This is a genomic window from Pseudomonas sp. KB_12, assembly GCF_052114545.1.
Taxonomy (GTDB): Bacteria; Pseudomonadota; Gammaproteobacteria; order Pseudomonadales; family Pseudomonadaceae; genus Aquipseudomonas; species Aquipseudomonas brassicacearum.
The window spans coordinates 1-13,955 of sequence record NZ_JBFREY010000064.1; the positions used below are offsets into that span (position 1 = coordinate 1).

11 protein-coding genes are annotated in these 13,955 nt (G+C 59.7%); 6 read left to right on the forward strand and 5 right to left on the reverse strand.

Annotated elements, in window-relative coordinates:
• A partial coding sequence (locus tag AB4Z20_RS27535; protein WP_442091152.1) for an OprD family outer membrane porin occupies window positions 1-386 on the reverse strand: 386 nt, incomplete at its 3' end.
• A 905-nt stretch (window positions 387-1,291) separates the two neighbouring features.
• Here AB4Z20_RS27535 and AB4Z20_RS27540 point away from each other — a divergent pair.
• Together AB4Z20_RS27540 and AB4Z20_RS27545 are read left to right on the forward strand one after the other, a co-directional pair.
• Window positions 1,292-1,636, forward strand: coding sequence for a DUF6124 family protein (locus tag AB4Z20_RS27540; protein WP_442091145.1), 345 nt, complete (start codon window positions 1,292-1,294; stop codon window positions 1,634-1,636).
• Window positions 1,637-1,899: 263 nt separating this feature from the next.
• Window positions 1,900-2,520, forward strand: a complete 621-nt coding sequence (locus AB4Z20_RS27545; protein WP_003202912.1) for a TetR/AcrR family transcriptional regulator — start codon at window positions 1,900-1,902, stop codon at window positions 2,518-2,520.
• A gap of 49 nt (window positions 2,521-2,569) precedes the next feature.
• Here the strand turns inward: AB4Z20_RS27545 and AB4Z20_RS27550 are convergent, their stop codons facing one another.
• From AB4Z20_RS27550 to hydA, 4 genes are all read right to left on the reverse strand, one after another.
• Complete coding sequence (locus tag AB4Z20_RS27550) at window positions 2,570-3,592, reverse strand: RHS repeat-associated core domain-containing protein (RefSeq protein ID WP_442091147.1); 1,023 nt, start codon at window positions 3,590-3,592, stop codon at window positions 2,570-2,572.
• A 221-nt stretch (window positions 3,593-3,813) separates the two neighbouring features.
• Window positions 3,814-5,088, reverse strand: coding sequence for an NAD-dependent dihydropyrimidine dehydrogenase subunit PreA (preA, locus tag AB4Z20_RS27555; protein ID WP_214512652.1), 1,275 nt, complete (start codon window positions 5,086-5,088; stop codon window positions 3,814-3,816).
• Window positions 5,089-6,456 carry an NAD(P)-dependent oxidoreductase gene (locus AB4Z20_RS27560; protein WP_320388846.1) on the reverse strand — a complete coding sequence of 456 codons (1,368 nt, stop codon included), beginning with the start codon at window positions 6,454-6,456 and terminating at the stop codon, window positions 5,089-5,091. It abuts the gene before it with no gap.
• A 171-nt stretch (window positions 6,457-6,627) separates the two neighbouring features.
• Entirely contained in the window at window positions 6,628-8,067 is a 1,440-nt protein-coding gene (hydA, locus tag AB4Z20_RS27565) for a dihydropyrimidinase (RefSeq protein ID WP_320388845.1), read from the reverse strand.
• 613 nt (window positions 8,068-8,680) lie between these two features.
• On the opposite strand from hydA, the gene AB4Z20_RS27570 reads away from it, so the two are divergent.
• The 4 genes from AB4Z20_RS27570 (at window position 8,681) to AB4Z20_RS27585 (ending at window position 13,783) form a co-directional block, all read left to right on the forward strand.
• A complete protein-coding gene (locus tag AB4Z20_RS27570) occupies window positions 8,681-10,159 on the forward strand; it encodes an NCS1 family nucleobase:cation symporter-1 (protein WP_258688518.1) in 1,479 nt (492 codons plus the stop codon).
• A gap of 151 nt (window positions 10,160-10,310) precedes the next feature.
• Complete coding sequence (locus tag AB4Z20_RS27575; protein ID WP_442091150.1) at window positions 10,311-11,609, forward strand: Zn-dependent hydrolase; 1,299 nt, start codon at window positions 10,311-10,313, stop codon at window positions 11,607-11,609.
• Window positions 11,610-11,810: 201 nt separating this feature from the next.
• Window positions 11,811-13,295, forward strand: a complete 1,485-nt coding sequence (locus tag AB4Z20_RS27580; RefSeq protein WP_214512656.1) for a helix-turn-helix transcriptional regulator — start codon at window positions 11,811-11,813, stop codon at window positions 13,293-13,295.
• A gap of 239 nt (window positions 13,296-13,534) precedes the next feature.
• On the forward strand, window positions 13,535-13,783 hold the full coding sequence (locus AB4Z20_RS27585) for a DUF1652 domain-containing protein (RefSeq protein ID WP_253475772.1): 249 nt from the start codon (window positions 13,535-13,537) through the stop codon (window positions 13,781-13,783).
• The last annotated feature ends 172 nt before the right edge of the window (window positions 13,784-13,955 follow it).

Genomic DNA, 13,955 nt, shown 5'->3' on the forward strand with positions numbered 1-13,955 from the left:
CGGCCGTCGTCGGAACGCAGGATCGGCAGCACCGGCATCCACTCACCGACTTTCAGTTCGGTCTTCGACACCTTGGCCTTGAGGGCGACGCCCAGGCGACCGAAGTCATCGGCCGGACGACCGTCATCGTGCACCGGCAGCAGTTGCGTGCCGGCCGTGCCGCGGCCACCGTCTAGCTTCACCGAGTACAGGCCCAGCACGTCCACGCCGAAACCGACCACACCCTGAGTGAAACCGGACTTGGCGTCGAGGATGAAGTTCTGGGTCCATTCCTCGGCCTTGCCTTGGGCGGCGTTCGGGTTGGTGAAGTTACGGTTGAAATAGGCGTTGCGCAGGGTCAGCGTGGCCTTGGCGTCATCGACGAAGCCTTCGGCGCTGGCGGTCATGGGCAGAAACGCCGCAAGGCTGCTGCAACCGAGCAGAATCAGGGCGGGGCTGGTGTTGAGAAGGGTACGGCGGTTTGGACGGTTGTCGGGCAAAAAACGGACACGTGTGCTCACTATGACGCTCCCTACTTTTTTTGTTGTTTTTATTTGTCATACGTCGTCGTACAACATGAGGGGATTATTTGGAAGCGGCTCCTCGTTGTCAACTGGCCATTATCGGAATTATCCAACTCGGGAGTGCTTCAAAATGAGGCATTTCAATGGTCGTCACCCATCTAGGTCAAGATCGCAGGCCGTGGCGCCGGGCACATTCGGGGCTTGAGAATAGCGGGGAGGGTGCTTGGTTGTGCGATGACTGGTCTAAGACATTAGTCGAATGTCCCCGATCAGAAGGCTTAAGCGGACTCTTGTGGCGAGGGAGCTTGCTCCCGCTGGACTGCGAAGCAGGCCCAGGTTCTGTATTTCAGCACAAAATCTTGGGGCGGCTTCGCCACCCAGCGGGAGCAAGCTCCCTCGCCACAGGGGTGTGTTGTTAACCCTATTTCCAGTCCAAACAGGCCTGTGTTTATCCAGATGTAGGATCGTTCGGGATCGGGCTACGTTGTCTTGCGCCGTTGCCTACAACTGCGCCAGAATCCGCCGGCTTGTGCGCCTTGGGGCCAGGGCTTTATCGTTTCCGGGTCGCTGATTGAATCAGCGATCGGGTTTGGTAGCCCTGGTGTCGGTGCATAGCGTCATCGCTTGCAAGTGCAATCATGCACTTTGCTTTTTGGTGGCCATGCGCAGGGCCTCTTCGGAGGCGCCGGCTCCGATGCCCGGTCTACCAACCTTCGTATGGCCGCCACCCTAATTCGTTTGGTAGCGAGAGGGTGTTGGCTCCCATCTACAGCATCGGAGCTTCATCTATGTTCAAACCAACACCCAACCCACCGGATACAGATCCATCCAGCTCAAAAGCGTTCGACAAAGCCGCCGACCGCATCCTCGATTCCTACCTCAAGCCCAAACCCAGCAAACCCGAGGCCGATCCCGGCCAACTGTTCACTGTCGTCAACGGCGTCGACACCGAGACCCTGCTCGCCAACCTCAGCGAAAACCTGGCCTCGGCCAACGCCATGGTCAATGACTTGGCCTTCGACCTGGAAGGTCCCAGGCGCCACATTGCCCTGGGCATCCAGCAACTGATCGAACTGAGCGCAATGCTGGCAAATCGTGCGCTGGACAACGTCGAAGCACGCCAGCCGACATAGCGCAAAACCCGCTTTTGTGGCGAGGGAGCTTGCTCCCGCTCGGTTCTGTAGGAGCTGGCGAAGCCTGCGATCTTTTGATCTTGATCTTTCGCTTGCGACTCAATTGTCTGGGACAAGATCGCAGCCTCGTTGCACTCGACAGCTCCTACAGAACCGAGCGGGAGCAAGCTCCCTCGTCACAAAAGCCTTCCCACAGGGATCCCCAGTGTTTTCAAAGTTGGGTGAATGCTAGTCTTGCTCAACGCTGTTGCCAGGGAGCCCTCATGGGCAATCACAAGATCGAGATTCGTCGCAGTAACGTCGAGAAAATCCTGTTGGCCGCCGAGAAGGTCTTTGCCGAGAAAGGCTTCGGCAGCACCGCCATGGCCGACATCGCCGCCGAAGTGCAATTGCCTCGTTCCAACCTGCATTACTACTTCAGCACCAAGAGCGAGCTGTACAGCGCCGTGCTGTTCGACCTGCTGGAGGTCTGGAAACAGGACGCCTTGTGCTTCGAAATGTTCGACGACCCGCGGGTGGTGCTCAGCAGCTACATCCGCGCCAAGATGAACCACTCCCGCAGCCGGCCCTACGGCTCGAAGGTCTGGGCCAACGAAATCATCCACGGCGCCCCGACGCTGGGCCAGGCGCTGGACGCCAGCCTCTATGACTGGGCCAAGATGAAGGAAGCGAAAATCCGCCAGTGGGTTGAGGACAAACGCATCCTGCCGGTGGAGCCTTCAAGCCTGCTCTACATGATCTGGGCTTCGACCCAGCATTACGCCGACTTCGACCACCAGATCAATATCCTCAACGACCACCAGCCGTTGTCGGACATGCAGTTCGAGCGGGCGGTGCAGACGGTGACCAGTGTGATTTTGCGGGGGATTGGGTTGGAGCCGTAGCCCGCTATCAGGCTGATGCTCCGCAGCGTAAGTGGATTTACTAGGTCGGTTATTTACGAACTCGTTGAGTCTCCGTCTTCAACCTTTTTAGGTTTTTCCAAGCACTGCGCTTGGCTATCATTCTTGTTTTGTAGACCCTGGCATTCAACGCCGATTTGTCGGCCACCGAAAAATTTTTAGCGTTTTCTAAGTTGCGTAAAGCTTTATTGTATATATCTAGCCTTTCAATATCGGCTTCTATGGAGGTTTGAGGGTTTTTTTTCACATAGCTATCCCATTTTCTCGCATCTTGCCTTAGGTTTCTTTCGTAGGTGCGATCTCGGAGTAGCTTTAAGGTTGCTTTTTTTTTGTAGGTATGAGGCGCGTTGTTCCATATCTCTGGCTCTGGCGGTAATCCTGCCGCCACGCTGCGTTTTTTACCTAAGGCAGTCGATGAAAAATTTAACCCAATTGGTCTATCAGTTCGTGCAATTGTTCTTGATGAAAGATTTAACCCATTTAGATTTTTTACGAAGTTCCATGGTTTGATTATATAGATAAAACTATTCCCGCTCGGATCATACCGATTAACCGGATCCCCCCCACAATATGCATACGCATTAATCCCCCCGTCCCCAAAAGGACTCAATTCATCTGGGTTATTAAACCGCATCAACACCGGATTAAACGCCCGATTACCCTGTCCCAATAAATAATGCCCCGTTACCGGATCGGGGCGCTCGCCATTGAACCCCAGCAAGCTGCTCAAGCCACTTTCCGTAGACCGATGACCATAGGCGGTATATGCCATCGGCTGGGTATCAGTACCGGCCAGTGTTTGCAAAACCGACCGCTGCTGGTCCGTTGCCAACAGCGTCGTCTCGGTGACATTGGCGATGTGCAAGCGTTGCGCCAGGGGCTGGGCTTCATGGCGAAGGATGGTGAGTTCCACCTGGCCTTCGATCTCGTTGACCAACTCGTCGTTCTGGTAGAAGCGCTGTGTGTCCAGATGCTCCGCAGGCTTCAAGCCTGTCAGGCGGTCCAGGGGGTCGTATTGGTAGCGGCACAGTATCTTCATCGTTGACGTCGACATGGGCTGGGCTCTAGTGGGTGGGTTCGGCTGTTTAAGGCTCGGGGATTTTTTGGGGGGTGTCTACTAGCAGAACTGTTAGTCCAGGGGGAGTCTTGAGATTGGTGTTGGGGCTGATGGCCTCATCGCGAGCAAGCTCGCTCCCACAGGGGATCGGTGGTGAACACAAATCCACTGTGGGAGCGAGCTTGCTCGCGATGGCGCCAGTTCAGGCACCCTAACCCTCAGACAGTGACATGATAGGGATTACGCGGATCATGATTCCAATCCAGAAACGGCTTGCCGGTGTCCACCGTCACCATCTCGATGCAGTCCTGCACCGGGCAGGTGATCTGGCACAGGTTGCAGCCCACGCACTCTTCATCGATCACTTCATATTTGTGCGTGCCGTCAGCCTGCTTGAGGCTGGCGATGGCCTGGTGTGAGGTGTCCTCGCAGGCGATGTGGCAGCGGCCGCAGCCGATGCAGGCCTGCTGATCGATCTTGGCGATGACCTGGTAGTTGATGTCCAGGTACTTCCAGTCGGTGGTGTTGCCCACCGCGCGACCGGAAAACGCCTGGAGGTTGGCATGCCCGTGATCGTCCATCCAGCGCGACAGGCCGTCCTTCATCTCTTCGACGATGCGAAAACCATGCAGCATCGCCGCCGTGCAGACCTGCACCGCGCCGCTGCCCAGGGCGATGAATTCCGCGGCGTCGCGCCAACTGCCGATGCCGCCGATGCCGCAGATCGGCAGGCCTTGGGTCTGCGGGTCGCGGGCGATTTCGGCGACCATGTTCAGCGCGATCGGCTTGACCGCCGAGCCGCAGTAACCGCCATGGGTGCTCTGGCTGCCGACGCTGGGCAGGGCGACCATGCGGTCCAGGTCGACGCTGGTGATGGAGTTGATGGTGTTGATCAACGACACCGCATCCGCACCGCCGCGATGGGCCGCGCGGGCGGCGACGCGGATGTCGGTGATGTTCGGCGTGAGTTTGACGATTACCGGCAGCGAGCAATAGGTCTTGCACCAGCGGGTCACCTGCTCGACGTACTCCGGCACCTGGCCGACCGCCGCGCCCATGCCCCGTTCCGGCATGCCGTGGGGGCAACCAAAGTTCAGCTCGATGCCGTCGGCGCCGGTGGCTTCCACCAGCGGCAGGATGTTCTTCCAGGACTCTTCAACGCAGGGCACCATCAGCGACACGATCAGCGCCCGGTCCGGCCAGTCCTTTTTCACCTGGGTGATTTCCCGCAGGTTGATCTCCAGCGAGCGGTCGGTGATCAGCTCGATGTTGTTGATGCCCAATATCTCGCGATTGGCACCGTAGTGGGCCGAATAACGCGAGGACACGTTCACCGCGGCTGGGTCCTCACCGAGGGTTTTCCAGACCACGCCACCCCAACCGGCCTCGAAGGCACGCACGACGTTGTAGGCCTTGTCGGTGGGTGGCGCGGAAGCCAGCCAGAACGGATTGGGCGCTTTGATGCCGGCGAAGACAATCGATAGATCGGCCATTTACGCAGCCTCCACGTTGAGCATCAGTTGAGCGTTGATCGCCTCGGCGGCGAGCTTGCCGTGCTGCACGGCCTGCACGGTGAGGTCCTGGTCCAGGCTGGTGCAGTCGCCGCCGGCGTAGACACCGGGAATGCTGGTGCGCAGGTGTTCGTCCACCAAGATCCGCCCGTCCTGGCGCTTGAGCTCCCGGGCCAGTGGGTCCACCAGCGCGTTGTCGTCGAAGGCTTGGCCGATGGCTTTGAAAATGGCGTCGGCGGGCAGGTCGAAGGTGTCGGTGCCGATGACCAGCCGGCCGTTCTCCAGATGTGTGCGAGAGAAGCGCATGCCGCGCACATTTCCCGTGTCGTCGAGCAACACCTGTTGCGGTTGGGCCCAGGTCAGCAGGCGTACCTGATTGGCCTTGGCGATGTCTTGCTCGTGCAAGGTCGCGCCCATGTCTTCAAGGCCGCGCCGGTAGACCAGGTTGACGTCCCGGGCGCCGAGGCGAGCCATTTGCACGGCCATGTCGATGGCGGTGTTGCCGGCACCGAGCACGATGCAGCGGTCGGCCAGGGGCAACTGGCTCAAGTCGTCGGCCTGGCGCAATTCGCGGATGTATTCGGTGGCGGCCAGCAGCCCTGGCGCTTGTTCGTCACTCAGACCCAGTTGTTTGCTGGCGGCCAGGCCGAGGCCGAGGAACACCGCGTCGAATTGCTGGTGCAGGTCGTTCAGGCTCAGGTTGTCGCCGAGTTTCTGGCCATGGCGGATTTCGATGCCGCCGATGCCCAGCAGGAAGTCCAGTTCACGTTGGGCGTAGTCGTCCACCAGTTTGTACTTGGCGATTCCGTATTCGTTGAGGCCGCCGGCTTTGTCGCGGGCTTCGAAAATCACCACGTCATGGCCGTGCATCGCACTGCGGTGTGCACACGACAAGCCCGCCGGCCCGGCCCCGACGACGGCGATGCGCTTGCCGGTGGCGGCGGCACGCTGGAAGGGGTGTTCGCTGAAGTGGGCGTTGTCCACGGCATAGCGCTGCAACGAGCCGATCAACACGGGCGCGCATTCATGGGCGTTGTTGCGCACGCAGGCTTGCTGGCACAGGACCTCGGTGGGGCAGACCCGAGCGCAACTTCCGCCGAGGATGTTGGCCGAAAGAATCTTCTGCGCCGCGCCTTGGACGTTGTCCTGATGGATGTTGCGGATGAACGAAGGAATGTCGATTTCGCTTGGACAGGCGTTCACACATGGCGCGTCGTAGCAGTACAGGCACCGGGACGCTTCCAGGTGGGCCTGGCGCGCGTTGAGTGGCGGCGCCAGGTCGCTGAAGCGAGCGGCGAGGGTGGCCGGGTCTTCCTGGGAATGGGGGAGGTGACTCAAGGGCTGGATCATGGAGTGGGCCTCACGGTGTTTGAGGTGCTGCCTCTGGTGGGCAGTGGTTTTTTCGGTGTCTGGGCTGTGCCTCATCGCGAGCAAGCTCGCTCCCACACTGGGTGCTGAATCTATGTGCACCGCAGATCCCTGTGGGAGCGAGCTTGCTCGCGATAGGCCGAAGGCCTGGGTTCAGCGCTTCACAGCAATCGGACGCTGTAGTTCAGCCCGCTTGCTCAGCAAATCGAACACCGCCGGATACGCCGGCCGTTCGATATAACGCCCCGCGCTGCGTTCGGCGCGCAAGTCGCCATCGGCCCAGACCAGCCGGCCCTGGCTGATGGTATGGCTGGGCACGCCGCGCACGGTCTTGCCTTCGAAGATGTTGAAGTCCACTTGCTGATGGTGGGTCTTGGCGGAAATCGTGCGACTGCCTTGCGGGTCCCAAAGCACCAGGTCGGCATCGGCGCCGACGCGGATCGCTCCCTTGCGTGGGTAGAGGTTGAAGATCTTCGCGGTGTTGGTGGAGGTGAGGGCGACGAAGTCCTGCATCGACAATTTGCCGCTGTTGACCCCTTCGTCCCAGAGCACGGCCATGCGGTCTTCGATACCGGCGGTGCCGTTGGGGATCTTGCTGAAGTCGTCACGGCCGGCGGCTTTCTGTTCGGCGCAGAAGCAGCAGTGGTCGGTGGCGGTGGTGTGCAGGTTGCCGGACTGCAAGCCGTGCCAGAGCGCCTCTTGGTGTCCGCGCGGGCGGAAGGGCGGGCTCATCACGTAGCCGGCGGCGGTCTGCCAGTCCGGGTCGCGATAGACGCTGTCGTCCAGCAGCAAGTGGCCGGCCAGTACTTCACCGTAGACCGGTTGGCCCTTGCTGCGGGCGTAGGTGATTTCGTCCAGTGCTTCCTTGGTGGACACGTGCACCAGGTACAGCGGTGTACCCAAGGTTTCGGCGATGCGGATGGCGCGGCTCGCGGCTTCGCCTTCCACTTGCGAAGGACGCGACAACGGATGGGCTTCGGGCCCGGTGATGCCCTGGGCCAGCAACTTGCGTTGCAGGTGGTAGACCAGTTCGCCGTTCTCGGCGTGCACGGTGGGCACCGCGCCCAGTTCCAGGCAACGCTCGAAGCTCGCCACCAAGGTGTCGTCGGCGGCCATGATTGCGTTCTTATAGGCCATGAAATGCTTGAAGCTGTTCACGCCGTGATGGTTGACCAGCTCGGCCATTTCCTCGCGGACCTGCTCGCTCCACCAGGTGATTGCCACGTGAAAACCGTAGTCGCTGGCGCTTTTCTCGGCCCAGCCACGCCATTGATGAAAGGCTTCCATCAGCGACTGCTGGGGGTTGGGAATCACGAAGTCGATGATCGAGGTGGTGCCGCCGGCGAGGCCTGCCGCCGTGCCGCTGAAGAAGTCTTCACTGGCGACCGTGCCCATGAACGGCAACTGCATGTGCGTATGGGGGTCGATGCCGCCGGGCATCAGGTATTGGCCGCTGCCATCGAGCACTTCGACGCCGGCCGGAACATCCAGGTTTTCACCAATGGCCTTGATCACACCGTCGGCACACAACACATCGGCGCGATAACTTTCATCATGGGTAATAACGGTGGCACCACGGATCAACAGAGACATTCCGAGTTCCTCGCAGGCATGACCGACTGTTGCCGGTTCTTTATGTTTTATCGATCACGGTTATTAAGTGACGACGTCGTGCAGATTTTCATTCTTGTCACGACTGTCAGGATTAGACGCTAGCTGGAGTTGTTGAAATGAGCAAGATTATTTTTTATTAGCTTATACGATTATTAACTAATTGAAATTAAAGGATTAATTTTAGAAATCACCAAAATGGTGAGCGTGCTCACCATTTTGACGCACTTGACAGGATCATTATTTGAGCGAGATTTGTCATGGTAAATCAGCGGCTTGAAAGCGCTTGAAGTGCGGTCCAGACACCTCGCCTTGATTCGGGGTGCACCACTTTGAATCTCGAACTCGACAGGACGTACAGCTCATCTAGCCTCAAGTTGATGAGCACGAAGTGAAGCAGGGCGGTTAATTGGCTTTAAATCTTTAAATATCAAATGTTTGAGAAGGTTATATCGATCATCTGGTCAGCTCGGCGCGTTATTCGGCACGGTTATTGAGTGCCGTCGTGGTCTGGCGCAGTGGTCGGTAGCACGCGTGCAAGTACTCCGGCCATCGCCAGTCGATGAGCAAAAATAATGAAAACAGTGGAGCGGACATGACCAGATCAACAGTGACTGAGCGCGACGGGTTGTTCGAGCTTGAAGCCGGCAGCGACGTCCTCGACAGCCCCCGTTATAACCACGACATCGCGCCGACCAAGGTGCATGAGCGAACCTGGAACAAATGGCACATCACCGCATTGTGGGTCGGCATGGCGATCTGCGTGCCGACCTACACCCTCGGCGGCGTGCTCACCGCCTATTTCGGCTTGACGGTGGGCGAGGCGCTGCTGGCGATTCTGTTTGCCAACATCATCGTGCTGATCCCCCTGACCCTGAATGCCTTTGCCGGGACCAAGTACGGCATTCCGTTTCCGGTGCTGTTGCGCTCATCCTTCGGCGTGATTGGTTCCAACGTGCCGTGCCTGATTCGCGCCCTGGTGGCCTGTGGCTGGTTCGGGATCCAGACCATGTTCGGCGGGCTGGCGATCCACCTGTTTCTCGGCTCGGTGTTCGAAGGCTGGAAGAGCCTGGGTGGCACCGGCGAAGTGATCGGCTTCATGGTGTTCTGGGTCATCAACCTGTGGGTGGTGCTGCGCGGTGCCGAGTCGATCAAGTGGCTGGAAACCTTGTCTGCGCCACTGCTGGTGCTGGTGGGGGCGGGGCTGTTGCTATGGGCGTTGCCCAATGTCTCGTTGACTGAGCTGATGGCGGTCCCGGCCAAGCGTCCCGAAGGCGCCGGGGTGACCAGCTACTTCCTTGCCGGTCTGACGGCCATGGTCGGTTTCTGGGCCACGCTGTCGTTGAACATTCCTGACTTCAGCCGTTACGCCAGGAGTCAGAAAGACCAGATCGTGGGGCAAATCATCGGCCTGCCATTGACCATGTTCCTGTTCGCCTCCCTCGGCGTGGTCATGACCGCTGCCTCGGAAAAACTGGTGGGGGTGACCGTCTCCGACCCGGTGACCTTGATCGGGCACATCCAGAGCCCAGTGTGGGTGGCCCTGGCGATGGTGCTGATCATTGTCGCCACGCTCTCGACCAACACCGCCGCCAACATCGTCTCGCCCACCAACGACTTCCAGAACCTGGCGCCGAAACTGATCGGCCGCACCAAGGCGGTGATGCTCACCGGGCTGGTGGGGCTGGCGCTGATGGCCCACGAGCTGCTGAAGAAACTCGGCCTGATCGTGTCCGAGGTTAGCCTGGAGTCGGTCTATTCCAATTGGCTGCTGGGTTATTCGAGCCTGTTGGGGCCGATTGCCGGAATCATGGTGGTGGACTATTTCCTGATCAAGAAACAGCAACTGGACCTGGCCGGGTTGTACCGCGACGACGTTTACCCTGCGTGGAACTGGAACGGCTTCATCGCCTTTGGCGTGCCGGTGGTGCTGACGCTGCTGTCCCTGGGCAGCGATGCGTTCAGCTGGTTCTACAGCTACGGCTGGTTCACCGGCTCGGCGCTGGGCGGGGTGATTTATTACGGGTTGTGCAGTATGCGAGCAAGCCCGTCCGTTGCCAAAACAGCGGTGTGAAGGAGGGCCTCATCGCGAGCAAGCTCGCTCCCACACTGGATTTGGGTGGATGCAAAACCTGTATGCACAGCAGATCCCCTGTGGGAGCGAGCTTGCTCGCGATAGCGGCCTCGAACACACCCAAACAATGCCTGAAAAAATGGAGATCCCCATGAACGCAGCCATGGACGTTCTGCAATCCACCCATCAGCACATCAACCGCGATCGCCTGTGGCAATCGCTCATGGACCTGGCCCAACTCGGTGCCACGGTCAAGGGTGGGGTGTGCCGGCTGGCCCTGACCGACCTTGACCGCCAGGCCCGCGACCTGTTCGTGCAATGGTCCCAGGCGGCGGGCTGCACCGTCAGCATCGATGCGGTGGGCAATATCTTCGCCCGTCGCCCGGGGCGCAATCCGAACCTGCCGCCAGTGATGACCGGCAGCCACATCGACACCCAGCCCACTGGTGGCAAGTTCGACGGCTGCTTTGGCGTGCTCTCCGGGCTGGAGGTGCTGCGCACCCTCAATGACCTGAACATCGAAACCGAAGCACCGTTGGAAGTGGTGGTGTGGACCAACGAAGAGGGCTCGCGTTTCGCCCCGTGCATGATGGGCTCCGGCGTGTTCGCGGAAAAATTCACCCTTGAAGAAACCCTCGCCAAGGTCGACGCCGAAGGCATCACCGTGGGCCAGGCGCTCAATGCCATCGGCTATGCCGGCCCGCGCCAGGTCAGCGGGCACCCGGTGGGGGCGTATTTCGAGGCGCACATCGAACAGGGGCCGATCCTCGAAGACGAAGGCAAGACCATCGGCGTAGTAATGGGCGCCCTGGGGCAGAAGTGGTTCGACCTGACGTTGCGCGGCGTCGAAGCCCACGCCGGCCCGACCCCGATGCACCTGCGCAAGGACGCCCTGGTGGGCGCCTCGATCATCGTCGGCGCCGTCAACCGTGCCGCCCTCGGTCATCAACCCCATGCCTGCGGCACGGTCGGTTGCCTGCAAGCTTATCCGGGATCGCGCAATGTCATCCCCGGCGAAGTGCGCATGACCCTGGACTTTCGTCACCTGGAACCGGCGCGGCTGGATTCGATGATCGCCGAGGTCAAGCAGGTGATCGAAGAGACCTGCCGGCAACACGGCCTGACCTTCGATTTGAAACCCACGGCTGACTTCCCGCCGCTGTATTTCGACAAGGGCTGCGTCGACGCCGTACGCGGCGCTGCCCAGGGGCTGGGCCTGTCCAACCTGGACATCGTCAGCGGTGCCGGCCATGACGCGATTTTCCTCGCCGAACTGGGCCCGGCCGGGATGATCTTCGTGCCCTGCGAAGGGGGCATCAGCCACAACGAAATCGAAAACGCCGCCCCGGACGACCTCGCCGCCGGTTGCGCGGTGCTGCTGCGAGCGATGCTGGCCGCCTCACAGGCGATTGCCGAGGGGCGCATGGCGGCTAGAAGGCTAGAAGGCTAGAAGATCGTAGCTCCCACAGGGGAACGCCTATGTAGGAGCTGGCGAAGCCTGCGATCTTTTGATCTTGATCTTTCGCTCTCGACTCAATTGTATGGGACAAGATCGCAGCCTCGTTGCACTCGACAGCTCCTACACATGGGGAACGTGTCGTCTCTGCGGGTGGTCGTAATCTCCATGTGCTTCCGACCACATGGAGACCCAATGAATCAGCAAGTCCCGACCACCGATACCAACCGTCGTCAATTGCTGCAGATCATTGCCGGACTGTCCGACGGGGTGATGTTGATCGAGGTCGACCAGACCATTGCCTGGGCCAACGCGGCGGCCTTGGCGATGCATGGGGTCAAGGACCTCAGTGAGCTGGGCACCACGGCGAGGCAATACGCCCGGCGTTTCAATCTGCGTTATCGCAACAACCACCCGCTGAGCGACGACAACTACCCCATCGCCCGGGTTGCCCGTGGCGATGAGTTCAGTGATGTGCTGGTGGAAGTCACGCCCCAGGCCGACCCGGATCGGACCTGGGTGCATCGGATCCGCAGCATGGTGCTGGCCGACCGCAACGGCGAACCGGAACTGCTCGTGCTGATCCTCAGCGATGCCACCGAATGGGCCAGCGCCGAGCAGCGTTTCGAGAAAACCTTCGGGGCCAACCCGGCACCGGCGGTGATCTGTCGCCTCAGTGACCTGCGTTACATCAAGGTCAATCCGGGGTTCCTGGAGATGACCGGCTACAGTCGCGAGCAGGTGATCGGGCGTTCGGTGTATGAGCTTGACGTGCTTGAAGCCGCCGAAAGGCGCGACCTGGCCATCGAACGCCTGGGGCAGGGCGCGACTATTCCGCAAATGCAGGCCGAGTTGAAATTGCCCGACGGCACCATCAAGCAGGTGATCGTCGCCGGCCAGCCGCTGGACCTGCACGACGAAGACTGCATGCTGTTTTCCTTCATGGACATGGAGCCGCGACGCAAGGCAGAAACGGCGCTGCGCCAGAGCGAGGAGCGCTTTGCCAAGTCGTTCCGCCTGTCGCCCGTACCCACCCTGGTGTGCAGCGCCGAACAGCAGTTGTTGGAAATCAACGAGGCGTTTCTCCATACCACCGGTTACGCCAGCGAAGAGCTGTTGGGCAAAACCGTGGAGGAGATCGGCTTCCTCGACAAGGACGCCAGCGCCGCGCTGTTTGCGCGGCTGGAAAAGGCCGCCGCTGTCTCGAGTATCGACGTCAAGGTACACAAGAAGGGCGGCGAACTCATCGACTGTGAGGTCGCCGCCGATACGGTGCTTATTCAGGACAAGCCTTGCTATCTGTTGGTGCTGATGAACATCACCGAGCGCAAACGCTCGGAGCTGGAGCTGGTGGCGGCTATCGAAGAGGTGATGAAGGACGCGTCCTGGTTCAGTCGGACCCTGATTGAAAAATTGGCTAACGTGAAGAGCATCAACGCCCAGGTGCCCAGTGTGTCATTCACTGAGCTGACGGCCCGGGAGCGTGACGTGCTGGGGCTGATTTGCGAAGGCCTGGCAGACAAGGAAATCGCCGCGCGCCTGAAGCTGGCGCCCAACACCGTGCGCAATCACGTGGCGACGCTGTATTCGAAACTGGATGTCCATAGCCGCAGCGAGGCGATTGTCTGGGCGCGGGAGCGGGGTTTGTTCGCGAACGAATGGCGAATGAAGGCACCATGATAGCCAGTGCAAATGCACCGGGCATGCTGGTGCAAATTCGGGTTTTGCATGGGGGTTCGGTTCCTTAGGCTGTCAGTGTGCGACATCGTCTGTGATGTCGCGTCCCCACGAAACAGTCAAGGAATACGCCACAATGTGCAGCGAACGAAACCAGTATGAGCGCGACAGGATGTCTAGGTGGACCAGGAGGTCGGCGCTGTCCACCGTTCATTTGCGCCCCCGGGGCTGAGGTGCATCGCATGACCCATCTGGCCCCTTTGCGCGCCCGTCTCGAAGAAAGCTTTACGCCGCTGGCCTGCGAATGCAGCCTCAATGGCGACGGCACCCTCACCGTGCGTTTGTATCACCGTGAAAGCGGTGAGGTGGACCTGGTGGTGAGCGGCATGAGTGTCGACAGCGTCCGCTCGGAAGAGAGCATCGCAAAGCTGATCGACGAGCTGCGCTATGAGCTGGAAAACATCCCGCTGCATCGCAGTGACCCGGCATAAATAAAGACCAGGCACCTCACCCACTGTAGGAGCTGGCGAAGCCTGCGATCTTTTGATCTTGATCTTGATCTTGATCTTGATCYTGATCTTGATCTTGATCTTGATCTTGATCTTGATCTTGATCTTGATCTTGATCTTGATCTTGATCTTGATCTTGATCTTGATCTTGATC

What these genes read in the sequence shown, in the direction of transcription:
- AB4Z20_RS27575 (WP_442091150.1), top strand. Translation starts at nt 10,311, where the DNA reads ATGAACGCAGCCATGGACGTTCTGCAATCCACCCATCAGCACATCAAC.
- hydA (WP_320388845.1), bottom strand. Translation starts at nt 8,067, where the DNA reads ATGTCTCTGTTGATCCGTGGTGCCACCGTTATTACCCATGATGAAAGT.
- AB4Z20_RS27560 (WP_320388846.1), bottom strand. Translation starts at nt 6,456, where the DNA reads ATGATCCAGCCCTTGAGTCACCTCCCCCATTCCCAGGAAGACCCGGCC.
- preA (WP_214512652.1), bottom strand. Translation starts at nt 5,088, where the DNA reads ATGGCCGATCTATCGATTGTCTTCGCCGGCATCAAAGCGCCCAATCCG.
- AB4Z20_RS27585 (WP_253475772.1), top strand. Translation starts at nt 13,535, where the DNA reads ATGACCCATCTGGCCCCTTTGCGCGCCCGTCTCGAAGAAAGCTTTACG.
- AB4Z20_RS27540 (WP_442091145.1), top strand. Translation starts at nt 1,292, where the DNA reads ATGTTCAAACCAACACCCAACCCACCGGATACAGATCCATCCAGCTCA.
- AB4Z20_RS27550 (WP_442091147.1), bottom strand. Translation starts at nt 3,592, where the DNA reads ATGTCGACGTCAACGATGAAGATACTGTGCCGCTACCAATACGACCCC.
- AB4Z20_RS27545 (WP_003202912.1), top strand. Translation starts at nt 1,900, where the DNA reads ATGGGCAATCACAAGATCGAGATTCGTCGCAGTAACGTCGAGAAAATC.
- AB4Z20_RS27580 (WP_214512656.1), top strand. Translation starts at nt 11,811, where the DNA reads ATGAATCAGCAAGTCCCGACCACCGATACCAACCGTCGTCAATTGCTG.
- AB4Z20_RS27570 (WP_258688518.1), top strand. Translation starts at nt 8,681, where the DNA reads ATGACCAGATCAACAGTGACTGAGCGCGACGGGTTGTTCGAGCTTGAA.